The sequence below is a fragment of the Tenacibaculum sp. 1_MG-2023 genome, from assembly GCF_030547425.1.
Classification (GTDB): Bacteria; Bacteroidota; Bacteroidia; order Flavobacteriales; family Flavobacteriaceae; genus Polaribacter.
On record NZ_JAUORH010000026.1, the window covers coordinates 1 to 23517 of the forward strand.

Genomic DNA, 23517 nt, shown 5'->3' on the forward strand with positions numbered 1-23517 from the left:
GTTTTTCATTGTGACAGTTTGAATTTAAAGTTAGTAAATTCGAATTATTAACTGTCCTATTTTTTGGGAAGCCTACACTCCTTAGAGAATAACACCCAAAAAAACGCCGTTAATAATTAAATTAACGGCGTTTGATATTTTAGATTGCTTCCATCCAAAGGATTGGATTTGCAATAACTTTATATTTTATCGTCTACTATAGTTAGGAGCTTCTTTCGTAATAGCTACATCGTGTGGGTGACTTTCGTTAATTCCACTTGCTGTAATACGGATAAATTTCCCTGTGTTTTTTAGGGTTTCAATGTCTTTTGCTCCGCAGTATCCCATTCCTGCACGTAACCCGCCTACAAATTGGTGAATACTTTCTTGTAATTCTCCTTTGTAAGCAACACGTCCTACAATTCCTTCTGGAACTAACTTTTTAATATCGTCTTCTACATCTTGGAAGTAACGATCTTTTGATCCTTGTTTCATGGCTTCAACAGATCCCATTCCACGGTACGATTTGAATTTTCTTCCTTCGTAGATAATAGTTTCTCCTGGAGATTCTTTGGTTCCTGCTAATAATGATCCTAACATTACACTGTCTGCTCCTGCTGCAACAGCTTTAGGTATATCTCCTGTATAACGAATACCTCCATCGGCAATTACTGGGACTCCACTTCCTTTAATAGCTGCAGCTACTTCTAACACTGCTGAAAACTGTGGAAACCCTACACCAGCTACTACACGTGTTGTACAAATAGACCCTGGTCCTATTCCTACTTTTACTGCATCTGCTCCTGCTTCTACTAAATATTTAGCTGCTTCTGGTGTTGCAATGTTTCCTACAACAACATCTAATTCTGGAAATTTTGCTTTTACTTCTTTTAATACTGACACTACTCCTTGTGTATGTCCGTGCGCTGTATCAATAATAACTGCATCTACTCCTGCATTTACCAATGCTTCTGCTCTATCCACCGCATCGTGTGTTACTCCTAATGCTGCAGCTACTCGTAAACGTCCAAAAGTATCTTTGTTTGCTGTTGGCTTCTGTGTTAGTTTTGTGATATCTCTAAAGGTAATTAAGCCTACAAGCTTATCATTATCATTAACAACTGGTAACTTTTCTATTTTATTTTCTTGTAAAATAACTTCAGCATCTTTTAACGAAGTTCCTTCAGCAACTGTTACTAAATTTTCTGAAGTCATTACTTCAACAATAGGACGCTCGTTATTTTTTTCGAAACGTAAATCACGATTGGTTACAATTCCTACTAATTTTCCTGCTTCATCAACGATTGGAATACCTCCAATTTTATGCTCACGCATTGCTTGTTTAGCATCTAAAACAATAGCACTTAACGATAAGGTTATTGGGTCGATAATCATTCCGCTTTCTGCACGTTTTACCTTACGTACTTCCTGAGCTTGCTGAGCAATCGTCATATTTTTATGCAACACTCCTATTCCTCCTTCTCTAGCAATAGCAATAGCCATAGCAGATTCGGTTACTGTATCCATAGCTGCAGATACTATTGGAACATTGATTGTTATGTTTCTGGTAAATTTTGTTTGGATTGAAACTTCTCTTGGAAGTACTTCTGAATAGGCTGGAACTAATAAAACGTCGTCGTACGTTAATCCTTCACCTAATATTTTAGCTTGATGAGCTTGCATATGCAATCAATTTAGTGTGTTGTTAATTAATTGCATGCAAATGTACTACAAATAATGCAAAAACTACCTTTAATTTTAAGTTAAGTAAATCGTTTTATATTTTATCTTTTGTTTATTGCTTTACCCTTCTATCAATAACGCTAATAATCAACTTTTATACGCTCAAGGTTTCTCCCCGTTATTCTTTTCTATATCATTCTTAATTTTAGTATGTGTTTACCCTATTCCAATTCATAAACCTACAACTAATGGAAACCAGTACCCTGATAAAAGACACTAAGATAGTAGCTAACACTGCCGATGTTTATCCTAAGGTATTTAAAGAATTAATTACTGAAATTAATAATATGTTATCGTATGCTATTTACAACGGTATTACTATTAATACTGAAGTGAACTCTTTGATTGAGAGTAAGTATTTAAATGATTTGATTAACGCGCACAATATTCTTGTTAAAAACATTACTCCTGCAACGCCAAAATCTATAGAATATACCAAAACTCTTCGTAATGAAGGACAAAATAAATCTATTTTCAGTAAGCTTCCTATAGTTAGAAATCTTATTTTACCAGCTCTTTTCTTCTTGATTTTATTTATTATTACTGCGCTTTCTCCTAATGTAAATAATAGCTCATTAGATAAAGGTTTAATGAATAATTCAGGGGTGCCTTTATTATTAAACCTGTCTTATTTAGCCTCTGTTGCTGGTCTAGGCGTTGTTTTTTATTTATTGAAAAAAGTTAGTAATTCTATTAAAAATTCAACTATGGTTTCTGAAGAGTCTATTTCTTATTTGGCTCAAATAGTACTTGGTATTATTGCTGGACTAATTATGTCGGAAATTATTTCTTTTTACACTAAAAGTCCAGAAGATATCGATCTTTTTAATAAAGGTGTTTTAGCACTGATTGGTGGGTTTTCTTCTGAAGCTATTTTTAGCATATTACAAGGTATTATAGATAGAGTTAAATCTATTTTTATCGTACCTAAACCCAATAAATAACTATTACTAAAAATAAAAGAGGTTGCACCGTTAAGTGATTATAATAGAGCTTACAGCATACTAACCAAACTTAGCTCAACATTGTAGCAACCTCTTTTTAACTTTAAAATTACACTTATGAAGTATTTTTACGTATCAATTCTTAGCTTTTTTCTACTTTCTTGTGCTAGCATTCCAAGTTCTACTGTTACACTAACCAAAGAAGTTATTAAAGAAGCAGATAATATGCATGCTTTAAATGTGTCTTTAATCAACAGACTTTTTGATGAGCGAAAGGAAAAAATAAACTTATTTATTGAAAATAAGTATACTCCTACACTACTAAAAAAGTATGAAGGTTTATTACCAGATTCTTTAGATTATAAAAAGGAATTACCAAACATTCTTAACAGTATTGTTCCTATTATTAATCGCAAAAAAGATTCGCTTCAAAGTGTATTGGATTTACAAAGACAAGATATTTTAAACCAACTAAATTCTAATTATAGCGATTATAGCAGAGCTACTACTTCACTTCAAAACTTAATTAACTCTGCTGTAAAAGTAAAAACCACAGAAAAAGAGGCTTTGCATGCGATAAATCAACTCACAGGTAATAAGGTTGATATAATAAAGGTTGAAAACACCATTAATCAAAGTATTGATAACCATTGAAAAAGTAATTACTGAAAAATAACCATTATGAATTCTATAAATTGGAACAATATAGCTAAAGAAGCTGCTTCACAAACTGATGCTGAGTTTAACAAACAGTTGGCTAGTTTAACTAACCTAAAACTTAGCGAAGTGGATGCTTTTATTAAGGAAAGTAAAATTACGAATGCAAACGCCATAAAAACACTTAAACTTATTGATGATGCTACTATTAGCAATAATGAAAAAGCCAAAGCTATTTCTAATATTGAAAATGGCTTTGGCTTTGTAATAAGTTTAGTTTCTAAAGTAGTGTAACTATCTAAAGATTGTATTCTCTTTTATAAATGCTGTTTTATAACGCTCACTAAAGAGAATTTTTTCTTCATTATCTAAAACAATAAGGTTGTCTTCAAAGTAAATTTCTTTAATTTTCTTAACGTTTACTAAGTAATTTCTATGTACTTGTCTAAAATCTGGATTAGACAACATATCTTTTAGCTTGGTTAATGACAACTTTATTAGGTAATTTCCTGAATCGCAAATTAAGCTACAGTATTTTTCTTTCACTTCTACATAATTGATAGCAGCTACATCTACTTTCACTACACTTCTTTTTTTCTTTATGAATAAAAAAGCGGGACTTAACACTCCATTATCTGATGTTAAACTTATACTATTACTTTGCTGATAACAAGACTCTATTGCTAATTCTAAAGAGAACAACAATTCCAGTTTGTTATAAGGTTTTAATAGATATACTAACGGATTGGTTAGTTTTGCTTCATCAAAAATTTCTCTTCCTTGCATGCTTGTCAAAAACAAGAAAGGAACATTTATTCCTTCTTTATTTAAACGGTGTGCTAACGAAATTCCGTCTGGTTTTCCGTTTATCATGATGTCTAAAATAATAACATCAAAAAAACGATTTCTAATCAGCTTTTCTGCTTCTACCGCATTTTTTGCTAACGATACTTCGTAATCATTATCTTCCAAAAAAGAAGAAAGTTCTAATGCTTCTTCCTCTAAGTCTTCTAACAATAATAATTGTAGTTTTTTCATAATTTATGCGCTTGCGTTGGGTAACAAAATTCGTATAGTTGTCCCCACTTCCAACTCACTATCTATGAGTAATTTTCCATTATTCTTCTTAATAAGTGTTTGACACAGTAACATACCTAGCCCTACGCCCTCAGATCTGTTAATTTTGTCAATACTTAAATCTTCTAATCCTTTAATTTTTGCTAGTTTTTCTTCTGAAATACCAAAACCTGTGTCTTTAATTTCAATTGTACTAAATTCTTCAGAGTCGTTATAGGTTTTTACTTCAATCTTGCCGTTTTCTCCTGTGTATTTTAGTGCATTATCTAACAAATTTCTCAATACTATTTTTAGAGATTCCTTATCTGCCTTTACCAAAATAGTAGCTTCTAACGTTGTAGTTAGTGCAATGTTTTTAGCTTCTGCAATTTCTTCAAAGTTATAAACAGCCTGTTCTACCAATGGTTTTAAAGGATATTCTTCTGCTTTAAACGATAACTGATTGTTTTGCTCTAATGACCAATGCAATACATTATTTAATAAGTGACTCGTGCTTTCAGTTAATGCAATAGCATTGTTAGTAGTTTCACTTACCGCATCGTATTCTTTGTTTTTTAACTGTCGTTTTAGCTTTTCGTGCTGTCGCTTAATTGTATTAATTGGTGAACGTAAATCGTGAGACACTACAGAAAACAAATAGTCTTTGGTTTTGTTTGCTACGTTTAACTCCTCTTTTTGCTGAGTAATAAACTTGTTTTTACTTCTTAACTCTCTATAAAAATAGCCTAAAAACCCCAAAAAAACTAATAAACCTGAAGCTCCTATTACCAAACTCTTTTGCACCACTGCTTGACGCTTTAACTGCTCTTCTTGTAATACAATTTCTTGTTGCTTCTGTGCTACGGCTAATTGTTTGTCTTTTTCTGTAAGCTCCCAAATTTTATCACGGTTCCAAATAGAGTCTTTCCAATTACCATATTCCATATAATACTCTATACTTTTCTGGTAATTTTTTCGGTTTTTCTCCACAACCGCCATATTTCTTGCTGAATTCTGCTTCAACCTTATATCAGAATAAAATTTTGACAAATCATAAGCTTCTTTAAATAATGGAATTGCTTTATCATCTAAATATTGATTATAATAGACATTTGCTAGATCCATTTTAGCACTAATTAAAGCTGCTGTATCTATAGCCTGAATTAAATTTAATTCTTTATTAAAATATTCATTAGCCTTGAAAAAATCTTTTTTTTGTAAAAAGTTTATACCTAAATTATGATAAATATTTTTTTTTCTTAGTGTTTCTGGCTTTTCATCTAAAGCTTTTTGATAAAAAAAAATTGATTCATCATATTTTTTTAATTTTAAATAGATATTCCCTCTTAAAATTTGTTTTTCAAGAGTATAATCTTTGTTATCTGCTATAAGATTTAGGTTTTGCAGGGTTTTTTTATATAATCCTTTTTTATATGCACTATAGGCTTGCATAAATTTAACATAATCTAGCTCTTCTTTACTTTTAACTTGCAAAAGAACCTTAGCACTATAGGCATAACATGAATCATACTCCTTACTCTTATAAAAATCTAAAGCTTTACAAAAAGCTTTATTTTTATATTTTTCACAAATAGAGTTACCTCTTCCAATAAAGGTCTTGTTTTTTTCAGGAAGGCTGGTTTGAAACAACAGTAAAGTTATTCCATAAATAATAGAATATAATTTACTCAAAATTAATACTGTGTTGGGGGTTCCATTTCTGCAGGCGTGGTTACCGTACCTCTTTCTGTTACAGGGTCATCGTTTACATCCTTCAAAATTGGGTTAGTATTATTATTTCTAACAAGAATCATGTCCGCTAATTCAGTTCCTTCTCCCAATTCATAAGTATATTCTATATAATATAAATCATATTGACTAGCCACTTGATCACAATTAAAATCTACTCTAAAATCTCTACAACTTACCATATTATACCCTCCTTCTTTATTTGGGATTTGAACTGGAATAATTCCATAATAGTTTAAATAGATTTCATTTCCTTGCAGTTGTAAACCAGTGGTATTTTCAATTGGCTTCAAAGGGTTATCTGGTAAGTATGCTAAAACCGTTACAGTAAAAGGGTTACTTGTACTACCTTCAAGACCTGACATGTTAACTAAAGGTCCTTTTGGTATATTATCAACACTAATATTGGTGTCAAATTTTCTAAAATCTTTTAATGTTAATGTAACTCCGTTAACGTTTACTGGGTTTCCCATGTTTTTATAATTTAAATTTGGTTATTGGCTAAATTTACAATTATAAAAAGAAAAGAAAAAATAGTTTGTTACTATTTTATAGAGGTTATAGAGAAATTTGTCTTTTGTGAAATTTCTCATACTCCTATTGGGAAAGTAAATATTATTTACAGTAAGAGAAAACCGTTATAAACACAATGAAACAATGTGCTAATACCATGTAACTAACAAAAAAAGGGAGAAAACTAAGTATCTCCCTTTATTTTAAATTTTGAACTGTAATGTTACATACCAGTTTCTTGGAGATGATGGTATAATACCTGGTCCTGGGTATCCTGTTGCCCTGCGTGTAAAGTATTTTTCGTCTAATAGGTTGTTAACTCCTGTTTCTAGCTTCCATTTTTTATACGAATATGAAAAAGAAGCATCTACAATTGTATATGCTGGTATAGGACCTATTGTTCCGTAACTAGGATGTGTGCTATCTACTGTTGCATGTGTAGCATCGGTTTGTTGCTCAGACAAATGCGTTAACTGTAAGCTACTTAAAAAGTTTTTATATCCAAACTTTACTCCTGTTTTTAAGTTTAGGTTCGGTATAAACTCTACTTGATTTCCTATTACCGATTTTTCTAATGAATCTGTATATTCTGATTGTGTTAACGCTAGGTTTACATAGGTATTTAGCACGTAGTTTGGTGACAGTTTAAATGCATTTACCAAACTAACATCTGTAAAACCTTCAAAACCATAAATAAAAGCATCTCCTACATTAGTTCTTAACCTATCTCCTGCATCGGATCCGCTACTTACCCAAAAAATTCCGATTCTTTTGTTGTAAAACAGTCCAAATCCGCTTAGATCGTAGGTTACTATGTTTTTAATTTTTCCTCTTATTCCAATATCTGCTGTGCCTCCTTCTTCATCATCTATGTTTTCATCTACTTTAAAAGTAGGACTTACCGTACGGATGTCATTAAAGGTTACTGAACGGTAGTTTTGAGAAGCATTTGCATAAATTTCTAACTTTGTTGATCGTTTATAACTTGCACCAATACCAAATAAAGCAAAGCTTCTTTCTTTTGTTCTATCGTCTCTAAACGTATTAGTTCCATTAGGTAACGGCTCTCCGTTTTGTAGGTCTTCATTATTCCACAATACTGTTTTATAATCACCATTACTTCCTGTTTTTATGTATTCTAACCTAAATCCAGGAGTTATTGAGAATTTATCTGATAGCTTAAAAATATGTTCTCCAAATAATGCTACATTCGTATTTGGGAATTTAAAATTAGATGAGGCATAGGCATCTACATCTGCAAATGTAAAGTCTGCATCTACACTATTAGACCCTGCTCCTTGTTGTTCTGAATTATTTGCTTTGTAATATTTTACACCTAGTAAGTAGGTATTCTTTTGCCCTCTAAAATTATAGTTTGATAAAAAGCGAATTTCTGTTCCCCAGTTTTTATATTGTCCGTTAATTAAATCTCTCGTAGCATAATTTCCATCTGCAAAAGGTTCATCTACGTAGGTTATAGGACTTACATTACTTGATTTATAATTCCCTCTAAACCCTATGGCTTTTCTCGAAGCATTTAATCCAAATAAGTTAACACTTAGGCGCGTGTCTTCTGTAAAATTATGATCTAGTTTTACCGCCCATAAATTCCAGTTTACACGAAACCAGTTTCTTGATCTGTTACTTTGAAAAGGATCTTCATTAAACATTCTATCATTTAACCCTCCAGCTTGTTTAGCTAAATAATTTAAATATGTTGCTTCTACTGTTAAAGTTGTTTTTTCTGATAGTTTATGATCTACATGACCATAAATATTTATTGAATTAAATTCTGAATTTGGTCTAAAACCATCTCCTCTTTTATAATTTATGTAACCATAATAACCTGTTTTATCAACTGTACCTCCAACACTATTAAAAGAATTGAAAAGACCGAAAGCCCCTGTAGATTGTCTTGTTATGAACTCAAATTCTTTACTCTTATTAGGTTCGTTAAATTTAAAATTTAACAACCCTCCAAATTGTGTTCCGTATTGTAATGATGCAGCTCCTCTTACAATTTGGATTTCTTGTAAGGCCTCTGCTGGTGGTGTGTAATAACTTTCTGGATACCCTAATACATCTGCACTAATGTCGTAACCGTTTTGTCGTGTATTAAAGTTTGATGTTCTGTTAGGATCCAAGCCTCTACCTCCAATGTTTAACTGTAATCCAGCATCATCATTTTCGTAAATATTGAGTCCAACTACTTGACTGTATATTTGGCGTGCGTTATTCGCCGCTTTATTTCCTACTGTTTGATCTAATAAAACTACTTCTGTTTTTTTTCCTTCATAAATAGCAGTTCCTTCCACTGCTTTTAATCTTTTTAAACTAAATACTTTTCTTAGCCTTTGATTGATGATTACTTCTGATAGTTCTTCATCTAACTTTAAAAGTGTTATGTTTTCTACAATATTTTTATTTGTAATAGTAAGTACATGTTCTTTTATTTCGAAGTTATACGAAAAGAATACCAATGAATAGTTTCCTGATTGTAATGGTTTGGTTTTATAATTTCCTTGAGCGTCTGATGTTGCCAACTTTCCGCCTGAAGCATCAAAAACTTCAACATTATTGATAGGGTTTCCTTTTTTATCAATTATTTTTCCTGAAATGGTATATTGTGCTACCACTGTTTGCACAGCTAAAAATAAGATAAAAATAATGCTACAGACCTTTAATTTTGATTTCATGGTTAAATGGTATAATCCAATTTTTGTGTTTAAAACTTTCTTTTTGTTGGTATAAATCTACTTTTGGATTTATAAATTGTGTGCTAAGTCGACCGTTTAATGTTACATAACTATCTACGTATACTTTAGGATTTTTCATTCCTTTCTTTTTGTAGGTATCTCCTAAAAAATGAGCAAATTCAAGTATAAAATCTGATTGAAAACTCATTTGTTTTTCCTGTAATGTCGTTAAATAGTCGCTATTATCAATATATACTTGCTTTTTTGTTTCTTCATCAATTATTTTAAACTCTGCATAGCCCGCTTTTTCAGTTAACATAACGCGCCAAGAAAAACGGTATCCTTCTTCTGTCCAAAATAATTCTCCAGGGTACAACAAATACCTAAAAGGAATAATTATTTGTAGCATAAAGAATAGTATTAAAAACTTTCTTGTTAATGTTAGTTTTTGGGTAGTTACCAAGGTTTTTCCTTGATCGAAATAACCCTTAGAGATACTAAATATGACTGCTATACTATTTAGTATTTTATGGTGCACTTTTGGATTGAAAAATATAATGGTTGAGACAATCATTATATAAGGAAACATTCCTATTGAAAATAGTATTCGTGTAAATACATGAAAAACAACTACTGTAACAAATGCTATGGTACGTGTTCGTTTATTTAATAATAAAAAAGGTACTGTTAAATCGTATATGGCTCCTGCCCAACTCATAGCAAAGTGAAACCATGTTTTAGACATTAAAAAACCTACTAATGGTAGATTATTTTGTACGGGTAACCATATGCTTAATGGAGAGGCTCTAAACAACCAATCGGAATTTAGTTTTGCTAATCCTGCGTAAAAGTATACGATACCTAATAGTAACTTTATTGCGTCTATAGTCCAATTAGGTGTTTTTTGATAGGCTATTTTTTCATTTTGTTTTGCATCCAAAGAAAAATAAGCATTTGCTGGTAGAAAAATTAAAATGAATGCTACTAAACTTACAAAGTAATAATGGTTTAAATAATAGCTTTTATCCATTAATTCAATGTAAGTAAAACTAAAAAAAAACGTAATTGCCGCTGTTTTATATTTATAACCTAACATTATAAGTAAGGCAGCTATTGCACAAATAAAAAATAATAAATAGGTATAGTTACCTAATGGTTTTATATACTCGAATCCGTAGTATGAAAAGAAAAATTTTGGTTTTATATATTGTTCTTCTATCCATCCGTTTAACCAAAAACGTAGTATGCTACAAAACATCATAAAACCAAAAAAAATACGAAATACTGCAAGTGGGGCAGCTTCCGTATTTTTTTTGAAATATTTTTGTAATGTATTAATCATTATCAGCGTCGCTCGAAGTATTTTTAATACTCATAGCACTCATCATATCTGGTTTAAAGTTTTTTAATACTGTTTGCATAGCCTCATAAGTATTTAAAAACACGTTTTTGTCATTTTGAATTTGATCTGTAAAATCATCTTTTAATAAACTTGCTTTATCTTCTATTTTTGTAAAGTTTGTGTTTATTAAATCTGCTAAATCTTTTCTTTTTAAAAACTCTAGATACTGCTGTAAGCTTTTTCCATTATTTCCATTATAACCTATTCCTTTATAAAAGTTTTTTGTTGCTGTTAACGCGGTCATAAATAATTCTTTAGAGATGTCTTTTTTATAAAAGCCTTCAACCAAGGTTACATCTGGTATGCCTGTTCTTGCTCCTGATGGATTTGCTATTTTAGGGTCTCTTAATTGTTTTTCAAAAAAAGCTACAACATAAAAATTTACTAATTTATCTACACTACTTGATATTGAGTATCCATCGTTTTCAATGAAAGTTTGCTTGTAACCTCCGTTCCAATCATCTTTAACTTGTTTAGATAAATTGTAAACTCTGTTACTTACATCTTTTAAATATTGTGTATACTTAGCTGCATTTTCTGCTGTTGTATAAAAAGTTACTGTTTCTTCATCAGTACCTTTTCCATTAAGTAAATAGTCTAAAGCAGGAAAACCTTGTACACTTATTAAATTAGGTGATTCTAAGTTATAAGTTCCCGACTTAGCATAATCATCTAATTGAGTAGCATTCGTTGGTATTGTATTCATATAACCAACCATGTTTATTTCTTGGGCTTTACCTACTTGGAATAACGAAATTTTTTGCCAAGTTATATAAGCATTTTTCCATGCAGTTCTTGCCTCAACTAAATTAGCTGTGTTTACTGTTGTTGTAAATTTATTTATTGTTTCATTTAATAACTCTGTTTTCTCTACAAAATCATTATATCCAGGAATAATCATTTGATCAGCCCAAAAAGTCAACATTTCTTTTCTATTAAAATCATCTGGTGTTGATGTACTGGAATCATCATTACTACTTGAACTACAAGCAACAATTAAAGAGAGTACACATATGTATACGATTTTTTTCATCTTGTTTTAATTAATTTTTTATTAATCTAAATAAACACGCAAAAATAAAAAAAAATAGCCACGTAACTGTACATGGCTATTTTTAATTTATCTCATTTAATAGTTTAGTCATTTAAACTAACTACATCTTCTGTTGTAAAACCAAAGTAGGTTCCTAACCTAGATGCAATTTGATCTAATTGGTCATCTGTAATAGACCATAAACCATTATCAGCTTCTAACATTGTTATAGTACCTACGATTTGATTTTTTTCAACTTGTTGTCCGTTAATTTCAACAAATCGTAGTGATTGTAAAAAACCATATGCTTCAGATAATGCATGTAAACTATTTGCATCTTTAGCTCCTTTTCCTTTTAATAGGTAATGTGCAGCCATAACCCCTATTACTTTAGATACTGATACTCTAATAGTTTCAGCTTGCTTGCTTGCTAGTTCATAATCATTAGCATCTACTGCTGCTCTTCCTAATTTGAATGCATTGTACACATCATCAAAAGTTCCTTTAAACTTACTATCGTTATCAACACTTTTAATATAAGAGTTCAAGAAACCTTTTCTATCATCTAAAGAATTAACTGGTTTTGCAGGATCTTCTTCTAAACCAAATAAATATCCATAAGCTTCATCCCAACCATGTTGTAAAGCTGTATAATTTTTGGTGGCATCTCCTTTATATGGTTTTCCAGCTTCATGATCTGCTTTATTATCATCAATAAATTTTTGAGAAACATATTTGTTTATCATTTGATCTGCAATCACAGAACCTATTAATGTTTTAGCTACTGCTTGATTGTACTCAACTCCTTTAGCATTTACATAAACTGTTCTACTACCTGTAATTAGTTTTCCTGCTGTACCTGCAGCTGCATCTGTATTCCAATTAGCATATACTTCTGTGGCATGGTCTTCAATCCATCCGTCCATTTTTAACCTTAACTCATCTGTTTCTACAGCATCTACGTTAGAGTTTGTAGCAGAAGCCACAGTACCTCTAAGTTTTTTCCCTGAAGTGTTTAATGATACATCTTCAAAACCTGTACCCTCTTTAAACATTTCTTCTAACTGAGCCAGAGTTTTGGTATTAATTCCAAGCGCATCCTTTAACTCTTTAGCCATTTTTAAACGTGCTACTTGTCCTGAAAAACTAACGTTAGATTTATTGTCTTTTCCATTAAAAGCATAGGTAGCTGGAGCTTCTACTGGTTGTTTTACATCATTATCATCTGAACAAGATGTAAATACTAAAGCTGACACAGCTATCATAGAAAGGATTACTCTTTTCATTTTATTTAGATTAAGTTTTAATTAATTTTATTCGGCAAATTTATATAAGAAAATCAACCTTACAAATCTTATTAAGACTTATTTTAAATAAATTTTATTTTTTGATAACTATTTGAAAGTTTAGTGGTAATTATTTTTTCTTAAGGTAATTAACAACTGCTTTACGTATGTCGTATGCTATTTCTCCTGCTTTAGGTTTATAAACGTTTATAACTCCTTCGCTTTTATTTGAAAGTATAGGAATATCTAGCCCTCTTAATAAATAATCTGAAAAAGCAACTGTATAAGTTCGACTTTCTTGAAGTTTACCATTTTTAAGCATCCATTCTCCATTTTCTTTTTTAGCATTAAAACGCTGTAAGTAGGCACCAGTTCCTGAAGACTCTACGCCAAAATCTAATACTTTCTTTAATAAACTTCCTTTAATTTTAACCTTTAAAACCTTACCTCCATAAGGTAGTACTCTAAAAATGTCTACAGCATTTACGTCTCCAGCCAATACATCATCTATACGTACTGATCCTCCATTTACTAAAGCACAATCTACTTTATTATTATAAGCTAGACTCATAGACTCCGCTATAATTCTCCCCATATTGGTTTGTACACTTCTAATAGTGCTTTCTCTTGCATCTAAAGGTTCGGTTGCTTTGTATATTACTTCATAAGGATTAGAGACTACCTCTCCTATTTTATCTTCTAAAACCACTTGCCATTTATCTACAACATTTTTCACATTAGCATCTTCAGAGATAGATTTATTTATCTCTTTTAACTCTGATTTAAAGTTAACTTCTTTTGTTTTAGGATCATATTCAAATCTATGAATATAGGCTGTTTTTGCGTTAGCATCTGCCTTTGTAATTGTCACATTTCCAACTTTATCGTAACTATTGGTATGCTCATGTCCGCCCATTATTAGTGGCACGTTTGGTAAAAGTTTTGCTATTTTTTTGTCTTGTGTAAGTGATGCATGAGTTAATCCTAATACAATATCAACATTATCTTTTATTTCGTTATATGAACGTTGTATCTCTTTGTACATATCTCCATAATGCACATAGTTTCTTGGATTTGAAGGAATGCAAACACTAATAAACCCTACTTTTAAATTCGTTCCATCAGAATTCTTAAATTCTTTAATGAAAGAATCTTTTAAAGTTTCTTTTTTACCATCAACAATTTTATGGAAATAAGAATGTTTACCATCAACATTATGTAACACATTGGCAGATATCCAATTAAACTTGCTTTCATTTAGGCGGTCTTGTAAGTGTGTGTAACTTAAATCGAATTCATGGTTTCCAAATGCTACAAGATCAAAATTCATAGCATTCATAACTTCTACCATCTGTTTCCCTCTTACTCTATCTCCATTATACTTCATTGTTCCAAGCAAAGAGGGGGATAAAAAATCTCCTGCCAACACTAACATCGTATTTTTATCTTCTTTTAAAAGTTGCTTATGTACCGTTTCAACCCTAGCCATTCCACCATACATTCCTCCTTGAATTGGAGCTATTTCATATACATCGTTTAGTTGTAGTACTGTAAAATAGGTTTTATCAGTATCTTTTTTAAACTGATACGCTGTTTTTGAAGAGATTGTGTTGGTTTTCTTCTGAGAAGAGCCACAACTTACTAAAAAACATGTTGCTAAAAGTAGTAATAAGGTTTTAAATTGCTTCATTTGGTTTTTCTTTATAAGGAAACCAAATTTACGAATTCTAGTGAAGATATTGACGTGTGTTTTCCCTAATCATTTTTCGGTATTCTACCAATTCTGGGAACTGGTAAAAGAAGTTTATTTTTTTATGTGCTATTGTTCTAGGCTTTTTTATTCTAGGTCTTAACACAAAAGCAGTCCAGCTTTCTACAATGTCTTCTTCTGGGCTTTCAGCAGCATAATCTGTAAGAAACTCAGTTCGATTGTTTAAATATAAATCATACAGTTTTTCTACACAATTTGCTTCCGTATAGCAATATTTTCGTTGAATAACATCCCAACGGTTTAATAAAGAACCCTTCCAAAAAATATTAACAAACCTATTGATATAACTATCTTTATAGGCCTCACCTTCAAGAGTTAAATACAATTCTCCTTCTTCTTGTTTATTTTTATTTGTAGGTCTTATTTGAGTTCTATTTAATGTTAGTAAATGTCCAAATTCGTGCACTAAAGTATACACAGATTCATGAAGCCTTCTTTTATCTTTAGTTTCAAAATTAACATCTCTAATATCAATTTCTAATTGCCATTTGTCATTTTTTGAACTCAATGCAACTAAAGCTCCAGTTTTCTCATCCACTCCGTCCGTCATTAAAACGATACGTTTTATATATTTCTGAGTGAGTTCTTTTGGAAAAATCCTATTAAATTCACCCCAATAATAGGCTGCTAATTCATCGCTTACTGACTGATTTTTAATTATTCTACTCCCTTTCACATTCCATACTCCTATCCTTTCACTATCTACAGATTGTGAAAAGGCTGAAAAAAAGAAAAAAAGAAAAAAAATATTTAATTTCGTCATGTTTAAAAAACTTCTAGTGCTTTATTATAGGCACTTTCAAAACTCATTGGTTTAATATTTGTTGTTATTTTATTTGCTGTAAAATAAGACAATAGCTTTTCTGTTGGCATATTACCTGTTAATTCATCTTTTGCCATCGGACAACCTCCATAGCCTTTTATAGCCCCATCAAAACGGCGGCAACCTGCTTTAAAAGCACTGTCAACTTTTTCGTGCCATTTGGCAGGTGTTGTATGTAAATGAGCTCCGAATTCTATTTGAGGATAACTTGGTATTAAGTTTGAAAATAAGTAATTTATATCTTCAGGTGTTGAGCTTCCAATTGTATCTGACAAAGATAAGATTTTAACACCAAACGACGAAAGTTTTTCTGTCCACTCTCCTACTATTTCAACGCTCCATGGATCACCATACGGATTTCCAAACCCCATTGATAAATAAGCTACTACCTCTTTGTTTGTTCGATTAGCAATAGCTAATACTTCTTTTAAAGTATCTATTGATTGTTCTATTGTTTTGTGCGTATTTCGCATTTGAAAATTTTCTGATATCGAAAAAGGATATCCTAAATAATCAATCTCTTCAAACTGAGATGCATCGTTTGCTCCACGTACATTTGCTACAATTGCTAAAAGTTTACTTTTAGTTGCTGATAAATCTAATTTCGATAAAACTTCAGCTGTATCTCTCATTTGTGGAATTGCCTTTGGTGATACAAAACTTCCAAAATCAATAGTGTCGAACCCAACTTTTAACAGTGAATTGATATATTTAGCCTTCGCCTCTGTAGGAATAAAATGACTTTTAATTCCTTGCATTGCGTCCCTTGGACATTCGATAATTTTAACACTGTTAACCATTGTGTCAAATATACATATTTTGATTCATTTTTTACTTGTCTTAACCTTCCACTCCCTAACAAAAAAGAAAACATACAACACTTTAATTATCAGTAAAATATCAATATAAAAAATTAAACTATAAAAAATATTTTACTTTTATTGATCTAAACTGTCACAATTTAAAAGTTAAATTGTCTCTAGTATAGAATGATTTCATTGGAGTCGCAACAAACACATATCAACCAACTAATCGAACGTTGTAAGAAAAACGATAACTCTGCACAAATGCAGGTATATGAAAGCTATTACAAAGCTATGTATAATACATCATATCGTATTTTAAAAGACGAATTCGAAGCAGAAGATTTAATTCAAGAAGCATTTTTAACTGCTTTTACGAAATTAGATACTTTTAAAGGTGAAGTTGCTTTTGGAGCTTGGTTAAAAAGAATTGTAATTAACAAGAGTTTAACCCAATTAAAAAAAGTTACTCGATATGATGAAGTAAGAATGGATGTGATTCCTAGCCATGAGGTTGATGACATTGAAATAGATTATAGCTCACTAGAAATTAAGAGAGTTATAAACTGTTTACAAAGCTTAAAGGATAATTACAGAATTATATTGACTTTAAACTTAATTGAAGGTTATGATTATGAAGAAATCGCTCAAATACTAAATTATACTAACGAAAATGTAAGAACAACAGTATCAAGAGCAAAAAAGAAATTAAAACAAGTATTAACTAGTAATACTAATAAAACACAAGTATATGGAGGATAAACTGCATCAGTTTTTTAAAGAGAATGATTTTGATGTTTTTGTGCCTCATCAAGGACATTTAAATCGATTTCAGCGCAGGCTAGAAGCTCCAAAAAAACCTAAAAAACCATCTTTTTTTTGGATGGGTATTGCAGCATCTGTAGTATTGGTTTTAGGTTTTTACCTTGGTAGCTACCAGCAAAAAAACACATACGACTTAGCTGATGTTTCACCTAAAATGGCAGAAGCTCAAAACTTTTTTGTTACAACCATAAATCAAGAACTAAAAGAGGTTGAACAATATAGAAGTTTAGAAACTGAAATCGTTATTGAAGACTCTTTAAATGAAATTGAAGAGCTAGAAGACCAATATAAAGCTCTTGTAAAAGAATTATCTAAAAGAGAAAATAAACATCAAATCATCAGAGAAATGATACAAAATTATCAACAACGATTAGATGTCTTAGAAAAACTTCTTTTACGATTAGAGTTACAACAAAACCCCACAAAATTAGAAATATTAGAAGATGAAATTATATAAACTACTTTTCCTACTCTTATTCGTTCCTACACTTTTAGTAGCTAATGATAAAAAACACGAAAAAAGCAAAAACATACGTAAAACTTTTTCTGTTAACAAAAATGCTACCTTATACATTAACAATAAATACGGTAATGTAAACGTAACTACTTGGAATGAAAACAGAATAGAAATCAACGTAAAAATTACCGTAAAAGGGAGTGATTTATCTAATGTTGAGCGTAAACTAAAAGCTATTGATGTACAATTTGAAGCTACTCCTAGTTTAGTAGAAGCAAGAACAATTATTGAAAAAACAAAATCTAGTTGGTCTTGGTGGGGCAGTAATAACACAAACTACAAGATTAATTACTTTGTTAAGATGCCAATTACCAATAATGCCGATTTAAATAATAAATACGGAAACATTGAATTAGATAAACTAGAAGGTAAATCCAATATTAATTGTGATTATGGTAAAATTCAAATAGACCAGTTATTAAATGAAACTAATAATATTAATTTAGATTACTGTGGTACTTCTGAAATTAACTTTATGAAATCTGGAAACTTAAGTGTTGATTACTCAAAGTTAGCTATTATAAAATCAGAAAACTTAAAAGTTAATGCCGATTATTCTACTATGAAAATTGGTACTGCAACCAACGTTGATTTTAATACTGATTATGGAAGTATTTCTATAGATGATGCTTCTAATATTAGTGGTAATTCTGATTACGCAAGTATAAAAATAGGAACTCTTAGAAAAAACTTAAAGATTAATACCGATTATGGTAGTGTTAGAGTTAGAAATATTGAAAAAGGGTTTGAAAACATTGTTATTGATGGAAGTTATGCTGGAATTAAACTTGGTACTAATAGCAATAACAGCTTTAATTTTACTGTTGACTTAGGGTATGCCGGGTTTGGATATCCTGAAAACCATGTAGACATGTTTAAAAGCATTAATAAATCGTCAAAAAAATATTACGAAGGGGCTTTTGGTAAAGGGAATTCTAATTCTACCATTACTATAAAATCTAAATATGGAGGCGTTTCTTTAAAATTAAATGATTAACCAACTTATAAATTATACTACGATGAAAAAATCAGCAATCTTATTATTAACTCTTTTTATTAGTTTCCAAATACAGGCACAAAGCTGGTGGAATTCAAAAAAAATTAAAGGTAACGGAAAAGTTATTACAGAAACTAGAAAGATTAGTTCTTTTGATAAAGTAAACGTTGGAGGTTCCTTTGATGTTTATTTAATTGATGGAACTGAAGGTAAAGTAACCTTAGAAGGAGAAGAAAATATTTTAAAGTACATTGAAACTGAAGTTAAAAACGGAAAATTAAATGTACACTTTAAACAAAACACTAATATTAAAGCAACAAAAAAGCTAACAGTAACCATTCCTTTTGAAAAAATTGAAGCTGTTGCTTTGGGAGGGTCAGGAAATGTAATTGCAAAAAAGCGTATAAAAGCTGATGTAGTTTCTTTTGGCTTAGGAGGCTCAGGAAACATTATAGCTAGTGTAGACGCTAATACTGTTAAAACTTCTATTGGCGGTTCAGGAAACATTATGCTAAAAGGAAAAAGCGATAACTTAAAATGTTCTATTGGTGGTTCAGGAAACATAAAAGCATACGACTTAAAAACAAGCTCTTTAAAAGCTAGTATTGCTGGCTCTGGCGATGTATCAGTCACTGTTAACAATAGAATTAAAGCTACAATAGTAGGTTCTGGAAATATATATTATAAAGGAAAACCATCAGATATAGATAAGACTTCTTTAGGCTCAGGAAGTGTTATTGATAGAAATTAAAGTACCTCACTATATAAAAAGTCCGCTGTAAGTTTACAGCGGATTTTTTTTAAAAGGTACTAACCTTAATCTATCTGATTTATACTTTTAAAAGCAATTAGAACCTCTCTTGTATCTAGAACTTTTTCTACATAATTCTTAAACTGAATATAATCTTTAGGGGTAATCAAATCAGAAGATACATTAGACTCAATATCAATTTCTAAAAGATTTTTATTAATTAGCTTGTAAGAAATTGAATAACTATGATTTTTAAAACTATAAGTACTTTTTTCTGGTAAGCCTACAAACTCTTCATTCTCTTTAAGCCTTACAATTATTTTTTCTCTATAATAATCAGAATTTTCATATTTTCTATAATCTATTGGATACAATCGTTTATCTAATTGAATAACTAAATTATTATATGGATTTAAAAAAAACGGCACTTTAAACGTCTGTAAACCCGCTACTTTGTTTATTTTTATATCTGAAGTTAATTTCATTTTATATAAAGCTGTTCCTTTGTCTTTATTTATCTCTATTTTTTCAACATCATTAAATTTAACGGGTTCACTTGTTCTATTAGAAATCTCTTGATGAAGTTCATCTTTTAATAATTCACCTTCTTTATTTGTTAAAACATCAATATAATAAGATGCTAAATGACCAGTGACTTGTGTCTCTAACTCAATCTCTGACTCTTCTTTATGTAAATTTAAGTCGGTAATACTTATAAATTTTGCTTTTTCTCTAAGTACATTGTTTAGTTTAAATAAACCTTCAACAACTTTGGTTGAGTTATCATAAGGTATTTCTAAAGCAGTTGCTTCACGAAGAGACATTGGTAATGATTTAAATGGTAAATGCTTATCTGTAAGCTCTAAAAATTGAGCTTCTCCATTTATTTTTACCTTAACAATACAATGATTAAAATCGGTACTTGGAAGCAATAGCTGGTTCTTGGCATAATCTGCAGTAAGGATTAAAACCATATTTACATCTAACTCGGCTTTTTTTGCTAAAACTAAAAATAAAGATGAAAAATCTTTACAGTCTCCTAGTTTAGTTTTTATGGTTTTTGATGGTTTTTGTGGTACATACCCTCCCTGTCTAAAACTTACATGACTATAATTTAAATTGTCTGTTATATAATAATAAATTTTTTTAGCTCTTTGATTTTCTGATAATTGTTTATATCCATCTATAAATATTTCATTGAATACTTCTTCTACCTTTTTATCTACTTTTAACTGCTTTCTAACGATATCAGAATACCAAGAAGCTATATCATTCCAAGAGTCAATAGAGCTAACACTTAACCTTGTTACTACATCATTAAAAGCTGGCATATAATCTTCTGTTATTGGAATACCGGGCACATTGTTTAGTTCCCATTCATGAACATAATAATCTCCTTTTTTATATGTATGATATTTAACCTCACCGTTCTTAACTATTTGGTTTACTTCTTTATCTACAGTTAAGAGTCTATAAGTATTTTTAGAAATAGGATGATATCCTTTAAATCCATGACTTAAAATATAATCTTTATAAAACCTACCATAAGTTGAGTAAGTTGTTACATAATCTACATATACAACGTCTCCTATTTCTAATCCAGAAAAAACAAGGTTAGCTCCATTACGATCTGCAGGAATAGATTCTCCATTAGGTTTTATTATTTCTGCTTTCTTTATTTGATAATCTCCCGACAAACCTAAGTTGTATTCTTTAAAAATATCTACACCATTCAAAGATGTTATTTCCTGAATAAAAGTTTCTTGAAATTCTCCTCCTCCTCTATTATGACTTAAGACCGTTATTTGATTTAATAAAGTATTTATACCATAGTTATTTGTGGTATTTTTATTTCTATTTTGCTTTATATACCTGTAAGCATCTTTTAAACTAAATTCATCAAGTACATTCTTCTTATTTTCTAAATCATTAATTTTTTTTCTCAATTTATGATCTGAGGGACTTCTTTCTAGAGCTATTTTATATAATTTTACAGCTTCTTTTTTCTTTCCTAATTGAACATAAGTATCTCCTTTTGCCTTTATAAAAGCATATGAATTTGGGTAGTTTTTTACTCCTTTTTCTATAAAAGGTAAAGATCTTTTATATTGATTTGTGTCATGGAGTAATTGAATTAATCTATATAAAAAATCATTATCATAACTAAACCTGTTTATAACCTCAGTATACAAATTAACTACTTCTTCAACTCTATTTTGTTTTTTATAATAGTAACCTAAATACTTTATAACTTCTGAGTTAAACTCTGATTTATTATATTTTTCTAAGATGTTTATTGTGGCTTTATCATCATTAAAAAGTTTAGAATAAAATTCAGAAAAAACAGATTTCATAGTTGATGGCAATGTTTTATCTTCTAGCAGCTCTTTTAACTTACCTTTCATTTCTAACTTATTTTCTCGACGTAAGAAAATCATGAAATCAGATACTTTTTCAATAAATGGATAATTAATTGAATTTTTAATCTTTATCATTTTCTTTTCATATGCATCAATATCTAACCTCATTAAGTCATCAAATTTTTGATATTCTAAAAAAGAAGACATGTAGTAATTTGGATCTTCTCTTTTTAAATTATCCTGTATTCTTTTTAAAGCACTATCATCCCCTTTTGCACTATAACATTCCGCTAAACAAGTTCGTATTAATGAACTCTTAGGATGCTTCTTATACCAATCTTCCAAAAGATTCATTGCTTTATTTATTCTTCCATTTCTATAATAAGTAAGAAACAAATTAAATTTTGTCAAGTTAATGTCGTTATCTGGATTTTTAAGTTTTTCCTCAAAATACTTTTCTACACTATGAGGGATTAGTTTAGGGTCTATCTCTTTTACACTACTTTTTCTATAATTTCTATTAACAAACGATGTCTTGTAATTCTTTAAAGGTTTTCCTTCTAAGTCTTCCATTCTTAAGATAAAATAAGGATTACTTCCATTTGCTGCCAACTTAATTAAGAACCTATTAACACCTTTTTGAAGGTTTACTTCATAAGTATAAGCATCTAATTCTGTATTATATTGATTGTCATCTTCCAGAACCAGTACATCATTAAGCCAAAAACGAATCATCCCTCCTTTACCTAATTTCAGTAAAACTCTTTGATTTTCTGAAGACTCAATAAATGTTTGAGCGTAATGAACTCCCGCCCCATATTCCGAGTGGTTGGTAAAAAAGTTATATACTTCAGAATTGTTTGGTGATTTATACCATTGTGCATCTCCGTTACTCTGAGCATCAAAAATCTCTTTATTTGACGATTTTTCTTCTGGAGGATAGGGCATATCTATACCGCTAGAATTTAAATTTTCAAAAACACCGCAATACTCCCAACCTTTTATCGCATTGATATTATTCATCAACATAGTATAAGAGTCCCAATCTTTAAGGTTCCTTTTAGTTATCGATTGTAAATATAAAAGTCCATTCTTTACTGTTGTATTCTTTACCTGAGAAGCATCTATAAACTGAGGTGACTCATATGTTTCAGAATTAAAACCCATATCGAAATAATCACTAAAAAAGTAATTCATTGTCCAATTAGAAAACATATAGTTTTCATAGTTCTCATAATTAGAAATTTTCTTCAATAGTTCATGGTCACTACGCATATTACCATTCTCCATTTCTACTAGCTTCTTCAGAATTAGATTCTCAACATCATCTTCATAATTTAGTTTATTTACTAAACTAAGTGCTTTATCCCGGTTATTATCTAACAAAGCACTCCATATTTCGAGGTTTTTTTGCGCATTTATAGTTAAAGAAAGAAATAGAAAAAGCATACAAGTAAATATGTTTTTCATTCTTGGGTAGGTAAAATAATAAATCATAGTAGGTTTTTAAATATAGCATTTTTTGAAACTAATCCAAACCTAAGTAAATAGAACATAATATCCTAAAAAATCATAAAAAAAGTCCGCTGTAAGTTTACAGCGGACTTTTTTA

The 23517-nt window shown here is 30.3% G+C and carries 19 protein-coding genes; 7 read left to right on the top strand and 12 right to left on the bottom strand.

The window, feature by feature from the left end:
• Nucleotides 1-186: 186 nt before the first annotated feature.
• On the bottom strand, nt 187-1662 hold the full coding sequence (guaB, locus tag Q4517_RS14000; protein ID WP_303510631.1) for an IMP dehydrogenase: 1476 nt from the start codon (nt 1660-1662) through the stop codon (nt 187-189).
• Nucleotides 1663-1910: 248 nt separating this feature from the next.
• Here guaB and Q4517_RS14005 point away from each other — a divergent pair, with 248 nt between their 5' ends.
• The 3 genes from Q4517_RS14005 to Q4517_RS14015 all read left to right on the top strand — a co-directional run bounded on the left by Q4517_RS14005 (nt 1911) and on the right by Q4517_RS14015 (nt 3617).
• The gene (locus tag Q4517_RS14005) at nt 1911-2666 is read left to right on the top strand and encodes a hypothetical protein (protein WP_303510634.1); all 756 of its coding nucleotides are present in this window, start codon (nt 1911-1913) and stop codon (nt 2664-2666) included.
• Between the two features lie 117 nt (nt 2667-2783).
• A complete protein-coding gene (locus tag Q4517_RS14010) occupies nt 2784-3320 on the top strand; it encodes a hypothetical protein (RefSeq protein WP_303510637.1) in 537 nt (178 codons plus the stop codon).
• 27 nt (nt 3321-3347) lie between these two features.
• Nucleotides 3348-3617, top strand: a complete 270-nt coding sequence (locus Q4517_RS14015; protein ID WP_303510640.1) for a hypothetical protein — start codon at nt 3348-3350, stop codon at nt 3615-3617.
• Here Q4517_RS14015 and Q4517_RS14020 read toward each other — a convergent pair whose 3' ends face one another.
• From Q4517_RS14020 to Q4517_RS14065, 10 genes are all read right to left on the bottom strand, one after another.
• A complete protein-coding gene (locus tag Q4517_RS14020; protein WP_303510643.1) occupies nt 3618-4361 on the bottom strand; it encodes a LytTR family DNA-binding domain-containing protein in 744 nt (247 codons plus the stop codon).
• Between the two features lie 3 nt (nt 4362-4364).
• A complete protein-coding gene (locus Q4517_RS14025; protein WP_303510646.1) occupies nt 4365-6071 on the bottom strand; it encodes an ATP-binding protein in 1707 nt (568 codons plus the stop codon).
• A 2-nt stretch (nt 6072-6073) separates the two neighbouring features.
• The gene (locus tag Q4517_RS14030; RefSeq protein ID WP_303510649.1) at nt 6074-6601 is read right to left on the bottom strand and encodes a hypothetical protein; all 528 of its coding nucleotides are present in this window, start codon (nt 6599-6601) and stop codon (nt 6074-6076) included.
• A 243-nt stretch (nt 6602-6844) separates the two neighbouring features.
• Entirely contained in the window at nt 6845-9337 is a 2493-nt protein-coding gene (locus tag Q4517_RS14035; RefSeq protein ID WP_303510652.1) for a TonB-dependent receptor domain-containing protein, read from the bottom strand.
• A complete protein-coding gene (locus Q4517_RS14040; RefSeq protein ID WP_303510654.1) occupies nt 9312-10679 on the bottom strand; it encodes an HTTM domain-containing protein in 1368 nt (455 codons plus the stop codon). The genes Q4517_RS14035 and Q4517_RS14040 overlap by 26 nt, the downstream gene beginning before the upstream one ends.
• On the bottom strand, nt 10672-11772 hold the full coding sequence (locus Q4517_RS14045) for an imelysin family protein (protein ID WP_303510657.1): 1101 nt from the start codon (nt 11770-11772) through the stop codon (nt 10672-10674). Before Q4517_RS14045 ends, Q4517_RS14040 begins: the two co-directional genes overlap by 8 nt.
• A 104-nt stretch (nt 11773-11876) precedes the next feature.
• Nucleotides 11877-13058, bottom strand: coding sequence for a DUF4856 domain-containing protein (locus tag Q4517_RS14050; protein ID WP_303510660.1), 1182 nt, complete (start codon nt 13056-13058; stop codon nt 11877-11879).
• Between the two features lie 130 nt (nt 13059-13188).
• On the bottom strand, nt 13189-14748 hold the full coding sequence (locus Q4517_RS14055) for a bifunctional UDP-sugar hydrolase/5'-nucleotidase (protein WP_303510662.1): 1560 nt from the start codon (nt 14746-14748) through the stop codon (nt 13189-13191).
• A gap of 37 nt (nt 14749-14785) precedes the next feature.
• The gene (locus Q4517_RS14060) at nt 14786-15592 is read right to left on the bottom strand and encodes a hypothetical protein (RefSeq protein WP_303510664.1); all 807 of its coding nucleotides are present in this window, start codon (nt 15590-15592) and stop codon (nt 14786-14788) included.
• Between the two features lie 2 nt (nt 15593-15594).
• Complete coding sequence (locus Q4517_RS14065) at nt 15595-16452, bottom strand: hydroxymethylglutaryl-CoA lyase (RefSeq protein WP_303510666.1); 858 nt, start codon at nt 16450-16452, stop codon at nt 15595-15597.
• A gap of 198 nt (nt 16453-16650) precedes the next feature.
• On the opposite strand from Q4517_RS14065, the gene Q4517_RS14070 reads away from it, so the two are divergent.
• Genes Q4517_RS14070 through Q4517_RS14085 form a run of 4 tightly spaced genes read left to right on the top strand, consistent with a single transcriptional unit; the run spans nt 16651 to nt 19545 of the window.
• Nucleotides 16651-17217: an RNA polymerase sigma factor gene (locus Q4517_RS14070; RefSeq protein WP_408034060.1), complete on the top strand. Its 567-nt coding sequence runs from the start codon at nt 16651-16653 to the stop codon at nt 17215-17217.
• Nucleotides 17207-17737 carry a hypothetical protein gene (locus Q4517_RS14075; protein WP_303510671.1) on the top strand — a complete coding sequence of 177 codons (531 nt, stop codon included), beginning with the start codon at nt 17207-17209 and terminating at the stop codon, nt 17735-17737. The genes Q4517_RS14070 and Q4517_RS14075 overlap by 11 nt, the downstream gene beginning before the upstream one ends.
• Nucleotides 17724-18794 carry a hypothetical protein gene (locus Q4517_RS14080; RefSeq protein WP_303510676.1) on the top strand — a complete coding sequence of 357 codons (1071 nt, stop codon included), beginning with the start codon at nt 17724-17726 and terminating at the stop codon, nt 18792-18794. The genes Q4517_RS14075 and Q4517_RS14080 overlap by 14 nt, the downstream gene beginning before the upstream one ends.
• A 22-nt stretch (nt 18795-18816) precedes the next feature.
• Nucleotides 18817-19545, top strand: coding sequence for a head GIN domain-containing protein (locus Q4517_RS14085; RefSeq protein WP_303510678.1), 729 nt, complete (start codon nt 18817-18819; stop codon nt 19543-19545).
• Nucleotides 19546-19610: 65 nt separating this feature from the next.
• Here Q4517_RS14085 and Q4517_RS14090 read toward each other — a convergent pair whose 3' ends face one another.
• The gene (locus Q4517_RS14090; RefSeq protein ID WP_303510680.1) at nt 19611-23375 is read right to left on the bottom strand and encodes a transglutaminase domain-containing protein; all 3765 of its coding nucleotides are present in this window, start codon (nt 23373-23375) and stop codon (nt 19611-19613) included.
• Nucleotides 23376-23517 lie beyond the last annotated feature (142 nt).